This window comes from Gordonia tangerina (genome assembly GCF_021556435.1).
GTDB classification, from domain to species: Bacteria; Actinomycetota; Actinomycetes; order Mycobacteriales; family Mycobacteriaceae; genus Gordonia; species Gordonia tangerina.
Genome location: NZ_JAKGCU010000022.1, coordinates 25,858 through 43,623 on the forward strand (window position 1 = coordinate 25,858; position 17,766 = coordinate 43,623).

Genomic DNA, 17,766 nt, shown 5'->3' on the forward strand with positions numbered 1-17,766 from the left:
TCTAATTTGTGGCAAGGAGGCACCGGGGTGGACTTCGCCCTCGACGACACGGCGGTAGCAGTTCGTGATGCCGCCGCAGAGGTATTCGCGCGGCACCAACCGGACTGGGAATCCACGTTCGGTCGGCGCGATCGGCAGAGCAACGCGCCCGGCGGATTCGACACCGCGTTGTGGCGGTCGGTTGTGGACGCCGGACTCGCCGCGCTCGCATTACCTGCCGATGTCGGAGGCGACGACGTCTCCGTGATCGACCTACTGCCCCTGCTCCGACGCATGGGGGAGTCGGCGGCTGTGACGCCAGCCGTGGGATCACTCGTGTCGGCCCTGGCGCTTGGTGCCGCCGGGCGGTCGGTCCGCGGGACGTGGTCGCCTACGGTGGCGAACGGCGCCTGGCATGCCATCGCCATCGGCGAGCTCGGCGATGCCCTCACCGAGACGCCGCGCACCACCGTGCGCGACGGCCGGCTCACCGGCATCAAGACGGGAGTCCTGCATGCGGAGGGATCGTCGGCGCTGCTGGTGACCACCGACGATGGCGCGGTGTTGGTGGCCTCCGACGCGGACGGGGTGAGCATGACGCGCACACCGACCTCGAGCGGGTGGGGCGAGTACACCGTGCGCTTCGACGGCGTCGCGGTCGGCACCGACGACCTCGTCGCCACCGAAGCCGGAGCCGTTCGCGATCGGTATCGCCTGCTGCTGGCAACGTATGCGCAGGGACTCGTCGCCGGTGCCGCTCGACTCACCGCCGACCACGTCACCCATCGTGAGCAGTTCGGCAAGCCGATCGCGATGTTCCAGGCCGTCGGACAACAACTCGCCGACATCTATGTGGTCGCCCGGTCACTGGATCTATCGACGACCGCGGCTGCCTGGCGAATGAGTGAAGGACTCGACGCTACACAGGATCTGGGAATCGCCGCCTACTGGGTGGCTACCGAGATACCGGCAACCCTGCGGACCATGACCCACCTGCACGGCGGGATCGGTGTGGACGTGACCTATCCGTTGCACCGGTACTTCTCGATCGCCAAGGACCTCGCCCGGCTCGTCGGCGGGCCCGACGCCCGTCTCGACGAGATCGCCGACGATTCCGACGCCCGTCTCGACCCGAAAGGGCAGGCAACAGATGTTCATTGATCTCACCCCCGAGCAGAAGGCGCTGCGGGTCGAACTGCGCGAATACTTCACGAATCTCGTGAGCGCCGAGGACGCGCGGGTGATGCTCACCGAACGTCACGGCGAGACCTACCGCGCGGTGATCCGACAGATGGGCAAGGACGGGTGGCTCGGTGTCGGGTGGCCGAAAGAATACGGCGGCAAAGGTTTTGGTCAGATCGAACAGCAGATCTTCACCAACGAGGCCGTCCGCGCCGACGTCCCGTTGCCCTCGGTGACCCTGCAGACCGTCGGACCCACGTTGCAGGAACACGGCACCGACGAGCTCAAGCGAAAGTTCTTACCCGACATCCTCGCCGGTGAGGTGCACTTCGCGATCGGGTACACCGAACCCGAAGCGGGGACCGACCTGGCCTCGCTGACCACCAGCGCGGTGCTCGAAGGCGACCATTATGTGGTCAACGGGCAGAAGATCTTCACCACCGGCGGCCATGACGCCGACTACATCTGGCTGGCCGTCCGGACCGACAAGGACGCACCGAAGCACAAGGGCATCTCGATCCTCATCGTCGACACCCGCGACCCGGGGTTCAGCTGGACCCCGATCATCACCGCCGACGGTGCGCACCACGTGAATGCCACCTACTACAACGACGTGCAGGTGCCGGTGTCGATGCGGGTCGGCAATGAGGGCGACGGGTGGAAGCTGATCACCACCCAGCTCAATCACGAGCGGGTGATGCTCGGGCCCGCGGGCCGGATCGACGGACTCGCCGCGCGGGTACGAGCCTGGGCTCAGCAGTCCGGCGCGGACGGCACCGTCATCGCCAAGCACTCCGACGTCCGGCGGGCCCTGGCCGAGATCGATGCCTACGCCCGCATCAACGAACTCCTCAACTGGCAGATCGCCTCGACCGGGGAGGCGATCTCCATGGCCGACGCCGCGGCCACCAAGGTGTTCGCCACCGAGCGGCTGCAACACGTCTGCCGACTGATCAACGACATCGTCGGGCGTTACGGCGATTTCACCGATCCCGAGACTGCAGCGTTGGTCGACTGGCTCGACGTGCAGCAGAAGCGAAACGTCGTGATCACCTTCGGCGGTGGCGTCAACGAGGTGATGCGCGACATGATCGCCACCGCCGGATTGGGATTGCCGAGGGCCAAGCGATGAGGGCGAGGGTGTCACGAGGTCTCGATACGCCTCCTCGCTGCCGCTCGTCGGCTACTCGACCGGTGGGGAAGGACTCGTCCCGCCGGAGGGCTGCCCTCGGGTGGTCGGTGTCTCGTCCGGTGGGGACGGGGGCTGTCCTCGGGTGGTCGGTGTCTCGTCCGGTGGGGACGGGGGCTGTCCTCGGGTGGTCGGTGTCTCGACTGGTGCGGACGGGTGCTTCCCTCGGGTGGTCGGTGTCTCGTCCGGTGGGGACGGGGGCTGCCCTCTGGTGGTCGAGTAGCTGCGAGCCGCTAGGCGAGCGGCGTATCGAGACCACCCCCGCCGACCTTCGATTGCGAGGGCGATGATGAGCACACCCACCGACATCCTCTCCGCAGCTGAGGCCATCAAGGCCGACGGACCCAGCGCCCCCAGAGCGGGCCGAGATCCCATCAACCAGCCGATGATCCACAACTGGGTGGAGGCGATGGGGGACCGCAATCCCGTCTACGTCGACGACGACGCCGCTCGCGCTGCCGGACACCCTGGGGTCGTCGCGCCGCCGGCGATGGCGCAGGTGTGGACGATGCGCGGACTGCACGCACAGCGGGCCGCCGACGATCCGCTGGGACGTGCCACCGAACTGTTCGATCAGGCCGGTTACACCTCGGTGGTCGCGACCAACTGCGACACCGTCTATCACCGCTACACCCGGCCCGGCGAACAGGTCACCATCTCGTCTGATCTCACCGACGTCGTGGGCCCCAAGCAGACGGCTCTTGGCGAAGGTTGGTTCTTCACCACCCGCAACGTGTGGTCGGTCGGTGACGAGGTGGTCGCCGAGATGTCTTTCCGCATCCTGAAATTCCGGCCGTCGGCGAAAACCCAACCGGCGGAACCGGCGGAACCGCAAGTACCGGATGATCTCGATCCGACCCGGATGCTCAAGCCGAGCGCATCACGCGACACCGCGTTCTTCTGGGACGGTGTCGCGTCCCATGAACTGCGCATCCAGCAGCTCGACGACGGCACGTTGCGCCACCCGCCGATTCCGGCGACGTGGAAACCGCGCCAGGCAGACGGAACCGTACCCACCACCGACTACCTCGTCGCCTCCGGCCGGGGCACGGTGTTCAGCTACGTCGTACACCACGCCCCGAAGGTGCCCGGTCGGCAGTTGCCGTTCGTGGTGGCGCTGGTGGAACTCGAGGAAGGTGTCCGGATGCTGGGTGAGCTCCGCGACGTCGACCCGGCGGTTGTCACGATCGGGATGGCGGTGGAGGTCACGTTTCTGGACTTCCCGGCCGACACCGAGACAGGAACCGACCCATGGACCCTGTATGCCTGGACCCCTGCGACAACGAAGGGACAGCCGTGACCAGTCTTGCCCCGCAACCGGTCCGGATCGCGGACACGTTGCCACCGCTGACCATCGACGCATCGCCGACATTCGTGGTGGCGACGGCGCTGGCCACTCGCGACTTCCAGGACGTGCACCACGACCGGGACCTGGCACAGGCCAAAGGGTCCAAAGACATTTTCGTCAACATCCTCACCGACACCGGGCTGGTGGAGCGGTTCGTCACCGACTGGGCCGGACCATCGGCACGCATCCGCTCGATCAATCTGAAACTCGGTGTGCCGTGGTACGCCTACGACTCGGTCACCTTCACCGGTGAGGTGTCCGACATTGCCGACGACGTCCTCACGGTGTCGGTGACCGGAACCAATTCACTGGGCAAGCACGTGATCTCGACGGTCACCCTGACGATCGGGGGTGGTGCATGATGGGCGGTTTGTCGGGCAGAGCAGCCATCGCCGGCATCGGTGCCACCGAGTTCTCCAAGAACTCCGGACGCAGCGAACTGCGGCTGGCGGCCGAAGCGGTCCAGTCCGCAATCGCCGATGCCGGACTCACACCGGCCGATGTCGACGGACTGGTGTCATTCACGATGGACACCAACGCCGAGATCGCCGTCGCCCGTTCGGTCGGTATCAAGGAGATGACCTACTTCTCCCGCATCCACTATGGCGGCGGTGCGGCCTGCGCGACGGTTCAGCAGGCGGCGATGGCGGTGGCCACCGGTGTTGCCGATGTCGTCGTCGCCTACCGTGCGTTCAACGAACGATCGGGCTTGAGATTCGGCCAGGTCAACAGCGCGGTGGCCAATCAAGAGAACTCGTCGGGCACCGACAACGCGTTCTCATATCCACACGGCCTGTCCACGCCGGCGGCTTTCGTTGCGATGGTCGCCCAGCGCTATATGCACGAATACGGTGTCACCAGTGAGGATTTCGGACAGATCGCGGTGGTGGACCGCAAACACGCCGCAGTGAACCCAAACGCGTTCTTCCACGGCAAACCGATCACCCTCGACGACCACCAACAGTCGCGCTACATCGCCGAGCCGCTGCATCTGCTCGACTGCTGTCAGGAGTCCGACGGCGGTGTCGCCATCGTGGTGGTCTCCGCGGAGCGGGCCAAGGACCTGCCGCACACCCCCGCGGTGATCGCGGCGGCCGCTGCCGGCAGCGCCGACGACCAGTTCATCATGTCCAGCTACTACCGCGACGACCTCGCCGGCCTGCCCGAGATGGGCCTGGTCGGCCGTCAACTGTGGAAACAGTCAGGTCTCGGCCCCTCCGACATGGACCTCGCCATTCTCTACGACCACTTCACCCCCTACACCCTCATGCAACTGGAAGAACTCGGGTTCTGCGCACGGGGCGAGGCGAAAGAGCTGGTGCGAGAGCCGGGTGCGCTCGAGGTCGGTGGGCAACTGCCGCTGAACACCCACGGCGGTCAACTCGGTGAGGCCTATATCCACGGTATGAACGGCATCGCCGAGGCCGTCCGGCAAGTACGCGGAACCTCGGTCAACCAGGTCGACGGCGCCGCGCAGGTCGTGGTCACCGCCGGCACCGGAGTTCCGACCAGCGGCCTGGTCCTCACCCGAACCATCTAACACCGCGCGCAGCAAGGAGACGACATGAAGTTCAATCTGGCCGACGTGTTCGAGACGGTCGCCGATGCGGTACCTGACCGGATCGCGTTGAGCTACGAGGGCCGCCAGATCAGCTATGCCGAACTCGACCAGCTGGCCAATCAGGTCGCGCACCTGTTGTCGGAGTCGGGAATCGGCGCGCACGACAACGTGTCGCTGTTCCTGAAGAACAGCGTCGAGCATGTCACCAGCCTGCTGGGCCTGCTCAAGATCCGCGCCGTTCCGGTCAATATCAACTACCGGTACACCAACTCCGAACTGCACTACATCTTCGACAATTCCGACTCGCGGGCGATCATCGTCGAGCTGGAAGAACACCAGCGCAGTGTGGCGCAACTCCTGCCGGAGCTGCGCAATGTGCGGGTGGTCTTCGTCATCGGCGAGCTGGCTCCCGAGTTGTCCGACGCGGCGGTGGACCTGCCCGGCGACCGGTCGGTGGAGATCGTGTCTTTCTCCGACGCGGCGACGACGCCCACGCAGCGTGACTTCGAACCGCGCACCGGCGAAGAGCTGTACCTGCTCTACACCGGAGGCACCACCGGGTACCCCAAGGGGGTCATGTGGCAGCACGATGACTTCTTCCGCAAACCTCTGTCCGGGGGTAACCCCTACGGTGAGGCACGCAAGGACCTCGCGGAGATCGCCACCGCGGTCAAGGATTTCCCCTCGATGGCGTTCCTGCTCGCTGCACCGCTGATGCACGGCGCGGCGTCGTACTCGTTGTTCACCTTCTTCACCCTCGGTGGTCGGCTGGTCATCCAACGTGACTTCAAACCCTCGGCCATCGTGTCCGAAGTCGAGCGGGAGAAGGTGCAGATCATCCTGATCGTCGGCGACGCGATGGGCATGCCGCTCGTGGAGGAGTTCGAGCGACGCCAGGGCGAGGTCGACCTGTCGTCGTTGTTCTCGGTCACCTCCGGTGGGGCGATCTGGTCCCAACACGTGCGGGACCGGTTCCTCGCGGTGAAGCCGGATCTGGTGCTGCGCGACAACTTCGGTGCCTCGGAATCGGGAAACGACGGCGAGATCATGATGGATGAGAACGGCAACCTGCGGGTACCGCCGACCGACAAGATGATGGTGGTCGACGAGCGGCTCAACAAGATCGAGCCCGGCTCGGGCGACGTCGGCTACATCGCACGGATCGGGAACGTGCCGCTGGGTTACTACAAGGACGAGGCCAAAACGGCAAAGACCTTCCCGACCCTGCCGGACGGAACACGGATCTCGATCCTCGGCGACATGGGCACCGTCGAGGCCGACGGAACCATCGTCTTCCTCGGCCGAGGTTCACAGTGCATCAACACCGGTGGCGAAAAGGTGTACGCCGAAGAGGTCGAGGCGGTTCTGCACGCCCACCCCGCCGTGGCCGACGCGCTCGTCGTGCCGGTGCCCGACGCCAAGTACGGCCAACGGGTGGCAGCGGTGGTGGCAGTGGCTGAGGATGCGGTGGAACCGTCCATCGATGACATCGGCGCCCACTGCCGGGAATCGCTCGCCGGGTACAAGGTTCCGCGCACCGTGGTGTTCGTCGAGGAGGTGAAGCGCACCCCGGCCGGCAAGGCCGACTACAAGTGGGCCAAGAATGCCGCCGCCGAAGCCACCGAGCCCGCGGCCGCCGCGAACTGACGTAGCTCGCGCCATTTTGCTGGTCGAGTAGCTGCGAACGGAGTGAGTGGCGTATCGAGACCCTGGTGCGTGTGTGATCTCGATACGCTCGCTCGCCTGGGGGCTCGCGGGCTACTCGATCAGCGGTTGGTGGGGTTAGCGGTGGCCCGGTGGCCGCGTGCCCTTTCGCTGGTCGAGTAGCTGCGAACGGAGTGAGTGGCGTATCGAGACCCTGGCGAGATCACAACCCGCCGAGGCGCACAGATATCCACAACGCCACCACCGCGACCAGCAGCGTCGGCGGCACGGTCAGCGCGCCGAGCCGCAGGTAGTCCCGGGATCTCGGGGCCGCCGTCGAGTCGCGGCGCATGATGTCCCGCCACAGCAGGTTCGCGAGCGATCCGAAGTAGGCGAGGTTGGGACCGATGTTCACGCCGAGCACCACCGCGAGCACCAGCGCCGGCTGATGGGCGGTGAGTGGGACGAGCAGGAGGGTGGCGGGCAGGTTGTTGACCACATTGGCCGAAATCGCGGCGAGCACGGCCACCGCGACCATGGCGAGGAAGCCGGAGCCTGTAGGGATCAGATGACTCACCGCGTCCCCGATCGCGCCCTCGCGGACCGGCAGGATGATCACTCCGAGAGCTGCCACGAATGCCAGGAAACCGACGTTGAGCGCGCGGGCTGTATGCCGCGCGGTCACTGTTGGGTCGCGAAACGCCATCGGGGCCAACATGACCGCTGCGCCCACCGCCGCCGTCGCGGCCAGCGGCACGCCCAACGGTTCGGACACCACGAAAGCAACGAACAGAAGTGCCAGACACGTCAACACCCAGCGCGGTGTGTGCGGTGGCGTTGCGGGATCCCTGTTACGACGTGGTGATCTGACCGTCAGGTCGTCGGCGAAGAACCACCGGAAGATCAGATACTCCACCACGATCGCCGCTATCCACGGCGCCGCCATCACACCCGCAAACCCCAGGAAACTCAAGCCGGTTGCACTGAACGCCAATAGATTCGTCAGGTTCGAGACCGGAAACAGGGTGGAGGCGGTGTTGGCAAGATGATTTCCGGCGTATGAGACCGGCGTGATACGCGCACCGAGTCGGCGGGCAGTGATCACGGCGACCGGCGTCAGCAGCACGATCGTGGTATCGATCGACAACACCGCGGTGGTGACGGCGGCGACCACGAAGACGATGCGCAGCAGTCGATTCGGTGACCCGTGGCTCCAGCCTTCCACCACCCATCCGACCCAGGTGAACACGCCCGTCCGGGCGCAGACGTCGGCCACCACGAGCATGGCAGCGAGAAAGGCGATCGTCGGTGCGATGAAACGGATCTCATCGGCTGCAACGGGCACGTCGGTCAAACCCAGCGCCACCACCGCCACAGCCGAGGCCACAGCGATGACAGTCGCGACACCGCGCCGCACGGTGACCGTTGTGACGACAACGAGCGCCAGAACGGCGACGGCGAGGACGGTGCCGACGACGCCGTCAGACGACAGCACCCTCAGTCCGGGCGGTTGGTCTCAGGGCGCGCCGAGGTCTCGGTGTCGATGGCTGCGCCGACGGAGATCTCATCGGTCGAACGGGTGGCATCGACACCGTCCGGCTCTGGGACCACGCGACGCGGCGCGAGCCACAGTAGCGCCACCGCGCTCGCCATCAGCACCGACCCGAGCACGATGTAGCCCTGCCGCATCGGTTCCAGGAACGCGTTCTGGGCGTCGGCGGCGATCTGCATCGCCAGCGGCGCGGCCTGTTCGCTGAGTCGTTCGACGACGGCGGTCGCCTCGGCCAGCGATCGCCGGATGTATTCGGCGGCTTCGCCGGCCTGCTGCACCAGCATCTGACCGACGATCGGGTCGCCGGCGGCGATGCGTTGTTCACCAGCTGCGGTCAGCTGAGCCTGCGCGTTGTCGGCGACCGGCCCGATCCTTGACGAGTAGCCGGCGGCCATGATGCTTCCGGCCACCGCGATGCCGATCGCTGCACCGAGTTCGCGCGCGGTGTCGTTGACCGCCGAACCGACACCTTGGTTGTCGGTCGGGGTGTTGGACATGATCGCCGTCGTCGACGACGCGGTCGCCAGGCCGATACCGATTGCGCACAACACGATGATCCACAGTGCAGCCCAGTAGGAGTCGTATTCGACCGTGCCCAGCAGCACGATGCCGATCCCGCTGAGCATGATGCCGCCGGCCAGTACGAACCGCAGGGCATGAAACCGCACCGCGATCCAGTTGCCGATCAAGGCGAACACACCGACGCCCACCACCATCGGCATCAACGCGAACGCCGACTGCAACGGTGTATAGCCGAACACCAACTGGAGTTGCTGCAGCATCAGGTAGAACACGCCGAACGACGCGAAGAACTGCATTGCGATCGACAGCGAACCGGAACCGAAAGCGCGGTTGGTGAACAGCCGGACATCCAGAAGTGGAGAGGAGCGCCGTAATTCGAGGACGACGAAGGCGACCGCCAGTGCGATGCCGCCGACCAGGCTGATGAGTACGAGCGGGTCGGCCCATCCCCGATGCGGGGCCTCCAGCAGGCCGAGGACGACACCGGTGACGGCCAGGATCGACGTCACCGACCCGGCGATGTCGAAGCGTCCCGGGTTGCTGTCGCGCGAGGTGCCGATGGTGAGGCTGAGCAACGCGGTGAGCAGTGCCGACGATGCGAAGGTGATGAAGATCGAATGCCAACTGAAGAACTCGAGCAGGACACCGGTGACCAGGAAACCGGCGATGGCGCCGCCACCGGCGACGGCTGCCCAGATGCTGACGCCGATGGCGCGGCGATGCTCGGGCACGCCGGAGGTGATCAGCGAGAGCGTCGCGGGCATGATCAGCGCGGCGGCCGCACCGGCCAGGACGCGAGTCACGACCAATTGCACCGGATCGTTGATCCAGATCGGCAGCATCGACGCGACCGCGAAGGCGAAGAGTCCGACGATGAGTACACCTCGTCGGCCGAACCGATCACCGATCGCTCCGGCCGGCAACAGCAACGCCGCCAACGCGAGGGTGTATCCGTCGACAATCCAGGTCATCTGACCGGAATCGGCGCCGGTGTCGACGGCGATCTCCGGTAGGGCGGTGTTCAGCGCGGCCATCGCGGCCACCACCATGCTCACGGCCGCACACGCGATGGCGATCAGCCATACCGAGCGAAGGTCGAAGCCACGCGTGGTCGTCGTTGCCGTCTGCACCATCTGTCCTCCGACCTGTTGCCTTTTCGTGATCATGACACGCGTCGTCGGTGAGCGCGATCACCACGAAACATGTGACACATTTATCACTGCAGTACCAAGACCGGTGATCGCCGTCCAGTTGGTCAGCGTTGACCCGGACTACTGAAAGTGAGAAGTCATGGCGTCACCACAAGTCGCCTCTTCCCAACGTTCCGACTACACACCGGCGCGGGTGCATGTGTGGCGGGTGTTGTCGATGCTCGGCGCGTTGATCGCCGTCGTCGTCGGCCTGCTGCTCATCGTCACCTCGGCCGCCTGACCAGCCGCCGCTGGGCGCAAGCGCATACGACAGCGCCCACCGATCAACCGTCACGGCTGGTCGATGGACGCGTGGGTCGGATTCGTGACGTGCTAGCCGGCGTGCTTCTCGATCGCCGCGCCTACCCGCGGAAGTGACGCCGCGACATACCCCTTGGCCTTTCCGCGTAGCGAGCCGTAGGCCTTGGCGAGTGCAGGGCGGGCCGTGGCCGTTTGATCGTCGGTGACGGTCAACAGCGCTTCGGCGGCCGCATCGCTGTTGGCGGCCAGATGGTCGGCGAACGATACGTCGGCCGGCTTGTTATCCCAGAACGGCTGCAGCGCGGTCAGGAAATCGGGTAGCAACAGGTTGGTCGCCGAGGTGACCACACCCGGCTTCACCTTCTGCGCGGCGGCGTAGGCGGTCTTGACTGCAGCGCCGCCGAGTCCCTTCTGATCCGCGACCTCGGCGTCGATGACGTCGACGAGGTCGGCCACCACGGCCGGGCGGTTGGTGTCGAGTAAGGACTGCAGCGAATCACTCATCAGGTCTCCTCGCGGGATCGCCCGGTTCGGGCGGGGTTTGACTGCGGATGGTCCGCGTCGAGACTACTGTCCGATTCGTCGTTCCGGGACGACGCCCACCACGGTGTGGTGAGAACCACGGGAGGTGTCGGGGGTCAGTACTTCTCGGACTGTCCGCCGTCGATCGGAATGGTGGTGGCGTTGATGAACGAGGCGTCGTCGGACAGCAGGAACGCGACGAGGTGGCCGACCTCCTCTGGGCGTCCGAACCGCTGCATCGGATTCGCGCTGACGAACTGACGGCCAGCCTCTTCCCAGTTGTCCGGGTCGATCTGCTTGAGTGACCCCCTCGACCATGGGGGTCATGATCGCGCCGGGAGCGATGGCGGTGACTGTGATGCCGTACTGGCCGTACTCGATCCCGGAATTGCGGGTCAGGCCCACCACGCCGTGCTTGGCGGCCGCGTAGCCGGACTGGTTCCCCACACCGCGGATGCCTCCGACGGACGCCGTGTTGACGACATGTCCCGCCCCCTGATCCTTCATCACTGCCAGCACATACTTGAGGCCCAGGAATACGCCCCGCAGATTGATCGACACCACCTTGTCGAATTCCTCGGACCCGAAATCCTCGGTCAGGTTCTGCTTGCCCTCGATGCCGGCGTTGTTGAAGAAGCCGTCGATACGACCGAACGCCTCGACCGTCTTCTGCACGTAGGACTCGACATCGGACTCGTTGCTGACGTCCGCGACTAGCTGCAGCACTTTGGTGCCCGAGGCGATCTCGGTCACCTGCGCAGCCGTGTCGGCGAGTCCGGCCTCGCTGACGTCGATCAGTGACAGTGACGCGCCTTCGGAGGCGAGTTGGAGGGCCGCGGCGCGGCCGAGGCCCGAACCGGCGCCGGTGATGAGAACGACCTTGTCGGTGAAACGTGTGGTCATGGAAAGTCCCTTCCTTCGCGAAATCGGTCCGTCGCGGTGGCGGGCCGCCTACACCCACAATAACGAGACGTAGCGTTCCGATATTTCCGGGTGTTGAATACGAGGGTGACGTCCGGAACGAGCAGCGAGTCTGCAGACTGCATCGGCGGTGACGCCGTCGGGGCCCAGCGCGGACGCGGGCGCCCGCGCGACCCGCACGTCGACAACCGGGTACTGGCCGCAGCGCGTGAACTGGTGGGTGAGCTCGGCTATCACCAGGTGACAATGGAATCGATCGCGCGGCGTGCGCGGGTGGGCAAGGCGACGCTGTATCGGCGTTGGCCCAATCGGGCATCGGTCATCACCGATGCCTTCGCCGACGAACTGGCCGAGCCGCCGACGCCGGACACCGGTGAGTTGCGCACCGACGTGCTGGCCTACCTCCGGGAGATCGTCGAGACACTCACCCTGCTCGGCGATCCGTCGGTGGTGGCCAGTGCACTGGCTGAACGTGGGCAGGAGGGAGAAGCCGGCCTGCGGGACATCCTGCGGGCCCGACGTGGCCCGGGCCTGCGCATGCTGCAGCGCTGGGTTGCTGCCGGGTTGCTGCCGGAGTCGTTGCCGGTGGACGTCGTGGTCGACGGGTGGGCCGGATTTCTGCTGTACCGCATTGTCTTCGGGCAGCAGGTGCCCGGCGACGGCGAATTGGGGGAGTTGGTCGATATGCTGCCGCGAGGTGACTGATCTCGATACGGTTCCTCGCCTGGCGGCTCGGAGCCTACTCGATCAGCGGTTGAGGCGCCTGATCTCCTTGTGTGGGAGCCTATCTCGGGGTCGATTGTTCGGGTCGGCGGGCGTTCTCGGTGGCCGGTGTGTGCGGGGCGGCGGGCTTTCCCGGTGGCCGGTGTGTTCGGGAGGGCTGGGCGTTCTCGGTGGTCGATTTGTGCGGGGCGCCGGGCTTTCCCGGTGTCGATTTGTTCGGGTCGGCGGGCTTTCCCGGTGGCCGGTTTGTTCGGGAGGGCTGGGCGTTCTCGGTGGGCGATTTGTGCGGGGCGCCGGGCTTTCCCGGTGGTCGAGTAGTCCGAGGCGCTAGCCGAGGGCGTATCGAGACCACGTCACCTGGTCTCGATACGCTCCTCACTCCGTTCGTCGCTACTCGACCTGCGGTTGGTCACTTGGGTTGTCGCTACTCGACCTGCGGTTGGTCAACCCGTTACCACTCGACCAGCGGGCTCACGCTCAGAGCGCCAACACCACATTCCCGAGTGCAGGCGCGTCGTCGCGGTCGGCGACGGTCGCGGTGATCAGCAACTCTCCGTTCTCATCCCAGACCTTGACATTCAATGTCTCGCCGGGGAACACGACGCCGGCGAAGGTTGATGAGTAGTCACGTACCGCCGCCACGTCGCCGTCGAGCACGGCGTCGGTGACCGCACGGCAGACGGTGCCGTAGGTGCACAGGCCGTGCAGGATCGGTCGTGGAAAGCCTGCCGCGGCAGCGAATTCCGGATCGCTGTGCAACGGATTTCGGTCACCGCAGAGGCGATACAGCAGCGCCTGTTGCGGGAGCGTCGGCACCGAAAGACGATGGTCCGGTTCGCGATCCGGATACGCGACCTTGTTCGACGATCCACGTTCGCCGCCGAAGCCGCCCTCGCCCTTGGCGAAGATTGATGAGCGCGAAGTCCACAGTGGCTGGCCCGAGTCGTCGGTGGTGACCGACTCCTGGATGACCACCGCAGCCGAACCCTTGTCCTGGACCTCGGCGATGGTGGTGCGGGTGGTGGCCTTCCCACTCGCCGGCAGTGGCCGGTGGGCGGTCACCTGCTGGCTGCCGTGCACCACCTTGGCCAGGTCGATGTCGATGCCGGGGAATGCGACCTTCGGCGGTTCGGTCGCATGGAATGACGCGGCCACGGTGGCGAACGATGGCAGCACCTTGGGTGAGACATCGTCGACGTAGGCGAGCCCCGCGGTGTCCATCGGATCGGCGGCCGCACCGACCGCGAGATGATAGAGCGCGACATCTGAGGCCGACCACTGGAAGCTGATCTCGGGGAGTTCGGCGCCGATCGCGACGGCGGGGTCGATGGGCATGGTTCAGGCTCCTGTGCTGTTCGCGGGCGTGCTGGTGGCCGTGGACTTCGACGCAGCGTCGAGCGCGGCGAGATAGCCGAAGACCAGCGCGGGGCCGATGGTGGCGCCGGGCCCGGCATAGGTGTGGCCCATCACCGGCGCGCTGGTGTTGCCGGCGGCATACAAACCCTCGATCACCGAACCGTCGGCCCGCAGTGCGCGGCCGCTGGCGTCGGTGTCGATGCCGCCCTTGGTGCCCAGGTCGCCGGGCACCATCTTGACCGCGTAGAACGGTGCCTTGGTCAACGCGCCCAGGCTTGGGTTCGGCTTGTTGGTGATGTCGCCGTAGTAGTGGTCGTAGCCGCTCTTACCGCGTCCGAAGTCGGCGTCGACCCCGGAGCGGGCGAAACCGTTGAACCGCTCGGTGGTGTTCGCCAGGGTGTCGGCCGGGACGCCGATCTTGTCGGCTAGCTCACGGATCGACCCGGCTCTGACCACAACCCCGGCCTCGAACCATTTCTTCGGGAGTGGCTGGCGCGCATTGACGCCCGCGAACAGGTACCGATTACGGCAGGTCTGATCCATGATCAGCCACGACGGCACGTTCTCACCCGGGCCGTCGCCCTGTCCGAAGTCGCCGCCGTACATTTGGTGCACGGCCTCCACATAGGGCAGTGATTCGTTCATGAACCGCTCGCCGCGTTCGTTGACCATGAACGTGCCCGGCACGGCTCGTTCGGACAACGCGAACCACGGTCCGCGCGGCAGCGGGATCGTCGGGCCCCACCAGGAGTCGTCCATCAATGACACCGCCGCACCGACCTTGAGCCCCGCGGTGATGCCGTCGCCGGTGTTGGACGGGGCGCCGGTGGTCCAGTCCGAGCCGATCGGCTCGCGCTGATACTTCTGCCGCATCTCGGCATTGTGCTCGAAACCGCCGCAGGCGAGGATCACGCCGTGACGAGCGTGGATGGCGAATTGGGTGCCCTCGGATTCGGCCAGCACCCCGACCACCCGGCCGTCCTCGGTGAGCAGATCGGTCAGGCCGGTGTTGAGCTTCAGCGGCACACCGAGCTTCCGTACCCCGAGCAGCAATTCTGCTGCCAGAGCGGCACCCATCGCGATCAGCTTCTTACCGCGGGAACGGGCCCAGAAGAATCGGCTACCGACCTTCGCCATCCGCAACGGGCCACGCCAATGCCGCAGCCCGGTGTTGAGCCAGCGGTAGTCCGACTGCAGCACCACCATGTTCAGTGGCGCCTTGGTGTATTGCGGATGCAGTGTCTGCAGATCATCGCCCAACGCCCGGGCGTCGAAGGGACGAGGCTCCACCGATCGTCCGCCGAGCCTGCCACCCGGCGCCTCCGGGTAATAGTCGGAGTAGTTCTTGACCCATTCGAGTTCCAGTGGCGCGTGCTTCATCAAGAAATCGAGCGCCTCGGGGCCGCGATCGATGTAGGCGTCGATCTTCTCCGAGGGCGCGTGTTCGCCGATGATCGTGTGCACGTACTCGCGGGCCCGGTCGACGGTGTCGTCGACGCCGTCGCGCTTCAGTACCGAGTTGTTCGGAATCCACACGCCGCCACCCGACCGTGACGTCGAGCCACCCCAGTACGGGGACTTCTCGATGATCACGGTTTTCAGGCCGCTCGCAGCCGCGGTGATGGCCGCGCTGAGTCCGGCCGCTCCGGCGCCCACGACGATCACGTCGTAGGCCTCGGTGTTGGTCTGCGGGGAGGTGGTGGTCTCTGTCGGTTCGGTCGCGCCGGCCATGGAAGTCCCTTCATGCGCCACGGGTGGAACGTGTTCTCACCTAGAATTAGAACACGTTGCAGAAATGTGGCGCCAGAGGCCGCGGCCGGCACCCGCCGCAGACGTAGCGGGAATCGTCGGTGGGTGCCGATTCTGGCTACGTCTGCACAGCGTGCCGGGGCGGGGAACCGGTCGGTGGGCTGGTGCGTCAAAATCGGGTGAAGTTGAGCAAGCAACTCCGCCAGTTCGCGCTCGAACGTGATGGGGTGGTGACCGCGGCAGAGGCCGATGTACACGGTCTCGACAACTCGGCGCTGCGCAGGCTGGTTGGGTCGGGCGATTGGGTGCGGGAGGCCTACGGCATCTACCGTCTCGCCGATCACCCGGTCACCCCGCGCAGCACGATCCGTATCGCGGTTCTCAGAATGGGTGGCACCGCGATTCTGTCCGGACTGGGTGCCGCCTACTGGCATGGCGTCGCCAACTCGCCGCCGGCGACCGTCACGGTCACCGCCACTCCCGGTGGCCACGTGAAGCGTGTACCCGGCGTCCGGGCTGTTCGTCGTCGTCTCGATGGTCGTGATGCGGTCGAACGTTCCCACCTCATGGTGACGGGATTGCCGTTGTCCGTTCTCGAGGGCGCAGTCGAAGGCGACGTATCCGTTCTAGATCGGGCACTGCTCCTGCGCCGTGTGTCCGAGCGGCAACTTCGGGCCGTGTACGACAGGAGGCGCGGGACCGTCGGGGCGACGGCGATGGGACGCCTGCTCGAGGGCGTCGGCTCGGGCGCGCGCTCCTCGGCCGAGCGGTTGACGGTCGGTTTGTTCGAATCGGCCGGCATCACCGGTTGGATCGCCAACTATTCGAGCGGGCGGTACATCATCGATTTCGCGTTCGTCGCCGAGCGTGTCGCTGTCGAGATCGACGGAATGGCCTATCACCGTGACGCCGATGCATTCCAGAACGACCGCACTCGCCGCAATGACCTCATCGCCGCCGGCTGGACGGTACTCAACTTCACCTGGAACGACCTCGTCAACCACCCCGACGACGTGATCGCCAGGGTCGTGGCTGCGCTCTCGGCCGCTGCCTCCACGCAGGTGTAGCGGGAATCGTCGCCGGGAGCCGATTCCCGCTACATCTGCCGCGTGGTCAGAACGGTGTTGGCTCCCACTGAGTGGTCGGGGACGGGCGAAGGGTGCCCGTTGTCTGGTGGGGTTGATGGCGGGGCATGTCGCACAACTGCAACATGTTCTAAACTAGAACCCGTTCATTCTACCGAGAAGGAGACCACGTGGCGGTCGACCAGGCAATACGCGAGCAGATCGCGGCCGATCTGTGGAACGCGGAGCAGTCGGCGGTGGCGATCGATCGGCCTACGGACTCCCACGCGGGCCTCGACGTCGTCGACGCCTACGAGATCCAGCTGATCAACATCCGCAAACGCCTGGACGCCGGCGCGAAGGTCGCCGGGCACAAGGTGGGCCTCGCGTCGGAGGCCATGCAGAAGATGATGAACGTCGACGAGCCGGACTACGGGCATCTGCTCGACGAGATGCAGTACTTCGAGAAGACCCCGATAGACGCCGCGAAACTGTGCTTTCCGCGGGTGGAGGTCGAGGTCGGGTTCATCCTCGGCAAGGACCTACCCGGTGCGGGATGTACCAACGACGACGTGATCGACGCCGTGGAGTGGGTGGTGCCGTCGATCGAACTGATCGACTCGCGGATCACTGATTGGAAGATCACGCTGTGCGACACGATCGCCGACAACGCGTCGTCGTGCGGTTGGATCCTGGGGGAGCAGCGTGTCCCGATCAGCGAGATCGACACCGGCGACATCGACGCGGTGTTGCACCGTAATGGGGAGATCGTGGCGAAGGGCAATTCGTCGGCGGTGCTCGGCCACCCGCTCAATGCTGTGTCGTGGTTGGCGCGCAAGGTGGAGAGCTTCGGGGTGCGGCTGCGCAAGGGAGATGTGATTCTGCCTGGTACCGCGACCCGTGCGATCGATATCAGCTCGGGTGACCATTTCGTGGCCGAGTTCGCCGGCCTCGGGTCGGTCACTCTCGATTTCGACTGACCATCAACGACTTTCGACATGTC

General features: G+C 65.8%; 16 protein-coding genes. 10 read left to right on the plus strand and 6 right to left on the minus strand.

The genetic code is table 11. The annotated features are described in order from the left end of the window. Positions 1 to 27 precede the first annotated feature (27 nt). The 6 genes from L1892_RS19130 (at position 28) to L1892_RS19155 (ending at position 6,906) form a co-directional block, all read left to right on the plus strand. On the plus strand, positions 28 to 1,140 hold the full coding sequence (locus L1892_RS19130) for an acyl-CoA dehydrogenase family protein (RefSeq protein ID WP_235725232.1): 1,113 nt from the start codon (positions 28 to 30) through the stop codon (positions 1,138 to 1,140). Beyond that, on the plus strand, positions 1,130 to 2,293 hold the full coding sequence (locus L1892_RS19135) for an acyl-CoA dehydrogenase family protein (protein ID WP_235725233.1): 1,164 nt from the start codon (positions 1,130 to 1,132) through the stop codon (positions 2,291 to 2,293). The genes L1892_RS19130 and L1892_RS19135 overlap by 11 nt, the downstream gene beginning before the upstream one ends. 346 nt (positions 2,294 to 2,639) lie before the next feature. Continuing rightward, the gene (locus tag L1892_RS19140; protein ID WP_235725234.1) at positions 2,640 to 3,650 is read left to right on the plus strand and encodes a bifunctional MaoC family dehydratase N-terminal/OB-fold nucleic acid binding domain-containing protein; all 1,011 of its coding nucleotides are present in this window, start codon (positions 2,640 to 2,642) and stop codon (positions 3,648 to 3,650) included. After that, positions 3,647 to 4,060 (plus strand): MaoC family dehydratase, encoded by a 414-nt coding sequence (locus L1892_RS19145; RefSeq protein WP_308191726.1) that lies wholly within the window; start codon positions 3,647 to 3,649, stop codon positions 4,058 to 4,060. Before L1892_RS19140 ends, L1892_RS19145 begins: the two co-directional genes overlap by 4 nt. Beyond that, entirely contained in the window at positions 4,060 to 5,238 is a 1,179-nt protein-coding gene (locus tag L1892_RS19150; protein WP_235725287.1) for a lipid-transfer protein, read from the plus strand. Before L1892_RS19145 ends, L1892_RS19150 begins: the two co-directional genes overlap by 1 nt. A gap of 24 nt (positions 5,239 to 5,262) precedes the next feature. Then, entirely contained in the window at positions 5,263 to 6,906 is a 1,644-nt protein-coding gene (locus L1892_RS19155; RefSeq protein ID WP_235725235.1) for an AMP-binding protein, read from the plus strand. 220 nt (positions 6,907 to 7,126) lie between these two features. Here the strand turns inward: L1892_RS19155 and L1892_RS19160 are convergent, their stop codons facing one another. Together L1892_RS19160 and L1892_RS19165 are read right to left on the minus strand one after the other, a co-directional pair. Further along, on the minus strand, positions 7,127 to 8,398 hold the full coding sequence (locus tag L1892_RS19160) for an SLC13 family permease (protein WP_235725236.1): 1,272 nt from the start codon (positions 8,396 to 8,398) through the stop codon (positions 7,127 to 7,129). 2 nt (positions 8,399 to 8,400) lie between these two features. Beyond that, entirely contained in the window at positions 8,401 to 10,110 is a 1,710-nt protein-coding gene (locus tag L1892_RS19165) for an MFS transporter (protein ID WP_235725237.1), read from the minus strand. 157 nt (positions 10,111 to 10,267) lie between these two features. Between L1892_RS19165 and L1892_RS19170 the strand changes: the two genes are divergently transcribed. Continuing rightward, a complete protein-coding gene (locus tag L1892_RS19170; protein ID WP_235725238.1) occupies positions 10,268 to 10,408 on the plus strand; it encodes a hypothetical protein in 141 nt (46 codons plus the stop codon). Positions 10,409 to 10,500: 92 nt separating this feature from the next. On the opposite strand, the gene L1892_RS19175 is transcribed toward L1892_RS19170, so the two are convergent. Both L1892_RS19175 and L1892_RS25105 read right to left on the minus strand, forming a co-directional pair. Beyond that, complete coding sequence (locus L1892_RS19175; protein ID WP_235725239.1) at positions 10,501 to 10,932, minus strand: DUF6918 family protein; 432 nt, start codon at positions 10,930 to 10,932, stop codon at positions 10,501 to 10,503. 63 nt (positions 10,933 to 10,995) lie between these two features. Next, entirely contained in the window at positions 10,996 to 11,853 is an 858-nt protein-coding gene (locus L1892_RS25105; protein ID WP_435948559.1) for an SDR family NAD(P)-dependent oxidoreductase, read from the minus strand. A 105-nt stretch (positions 11,854 to 11,958) separates the two neighbouring features. On the opposite strand from L1892_RS25105, the gene L1892_RS19190 reads away from it, so the two are divergent. Further along, the gene (locus tag L1892_RS19190; protein WP_235725240.1) at positions 11,959 to 12,576 is read left to right on the plus strand and encodes a TetR/AcrR family transcriptional regulator; all 618 of its coding nucleotides are present in this window, start codon (positions 11,959 to 11,961) and stop codon (positions 12,574 to 12,576) included. Between the two features lie 495 nt (positions 12,577 to 13,071). Here L1892_RS19190 and chsH3 read toward each other — a convergent pair whose 3' ends face one another. Beyond that, on the minus strand, positions 13,072 to 13,929 hold the full coding sequence (chsH3, locus tag L1892_RS19195; protein ID WP_235725241.1) for an enoyl-CoA hydratase ChsH3: 858 nt from the start codon (positions 13,927 to 13,929) through the stop codon (positions 13,072 to 13,074). A 3-nt stretch (positions 13,930 to 13,932) separates the two neighbouring features. Next, a complete protein-coding gene (gene kstD, locus L1892_RS19200) occupies positions 13,933 to 15,681 on the minus strand; it encodes a 3-oxosteroid 1-dehydrogenase (protein WP_235725242.1) in 1,749 nt (582 codons plus the stop codon). A 197-nt stretch (positions 15,682 to 15,878) separates the two neighbouring features. Between kstD and L1892_RS19205 the strand changes: the two genes are divergently transcribed. Next, complete coding sequence (locus L1892_RS19205) at positions 15,879 to 16,766, plus strand: type IV toxin-antitoxin system AbiEi family antitoxin domain-containing protein (protein WP_235725289.1); 888 nt, start codon at positions 15,879 to 15,881, stop codon at positions 16,764 to 16,766. Between the two features lie 188 nt (positions 16,767 to 16,954). Further along, complete coding sequence (locus tag L1892_RS19210; protein ID WP_235725243.1) at positions 16,955 to 17,743, plus strand: 2-keto-4-pentenoate hydratase; 789 nt, start codon at positions 16,955 to 16,957, stop codon at positions 17,741 to 17,743. Positions 17,744 to 17,766 lie beyond the last annotated feature (23 nt).

Bases quoted from the DNA above. Each gene is read 5' to 3' on its own strand.
- L1892_RS19140 (WP_235725234.1), top strand. From the start codon at position 2,640: ATGAGCACACCCACCGACATCCTCTCCGCAGCTGAGGCCATCAAGGCC.
- L1892_RS19165 (WP_235725237.1), bottom strand. From the start codon at position 10,110: ATGGTGCAGACGGCAACGACGACCACGCGTGGCTTCGACCTTCGCTCG.
- L1892_RS25105 (WP_435948559.1), bottom strand. From the start codon at position 11,853: ATGACCACACGTTTCACCGACAAGGTCGTTCTCATCACCGGCGCCGGT.
- kstD (WP_235725242.1), bottom strand. From the start codon at position 15,681: ATGGCCGGCGCGACCGAACCGACAGAGACCACCACCTCCCCGCAGACC.
- L1892_RS19135 (WP_235725233.1), top strand. From the start codon at position 1,130: ATGTTCATTGATCTCACCCCCGAGCAGAAGGCGCTGCGGGTCGAACTG.
- L1892_RS19170 (WP_235725238.1), top strand. From the start codon at position 10,268: ATGGCGTCACCACAAGTCGCCTCTTCCCAACGTTCCGACTACACACCG.
- L1892_RS19150 (WP_235725287.1), top strand. From the start codon at position 4,060: ATGGGCGGTTTGTCGGGCAGAGCAGCCATCGCCGGCATCGGTGCCACC.
- L1892_RS19155 (WP_235725235.1), top strand. From the start codon at position 5,263: ATGAAGTTCAATCTGGCCGACGTGTTCGAGACGGTCGCCGATGCGGTA.
- L1892_RS19175 (WP_235725239.1), bottom strand. From the start codon at position 10,932: ATGAGTGATTCGCTGCAGTCCTTACTCGACACCAACCGCCCGGCCGTG.
- chsH3 (WP_235725241.1), bottom strand. From the start codon at position 13,929: ATGCCCATCGACCCCGCCGTCGCGATCGGCGCCGAACTCCCCGAGATC.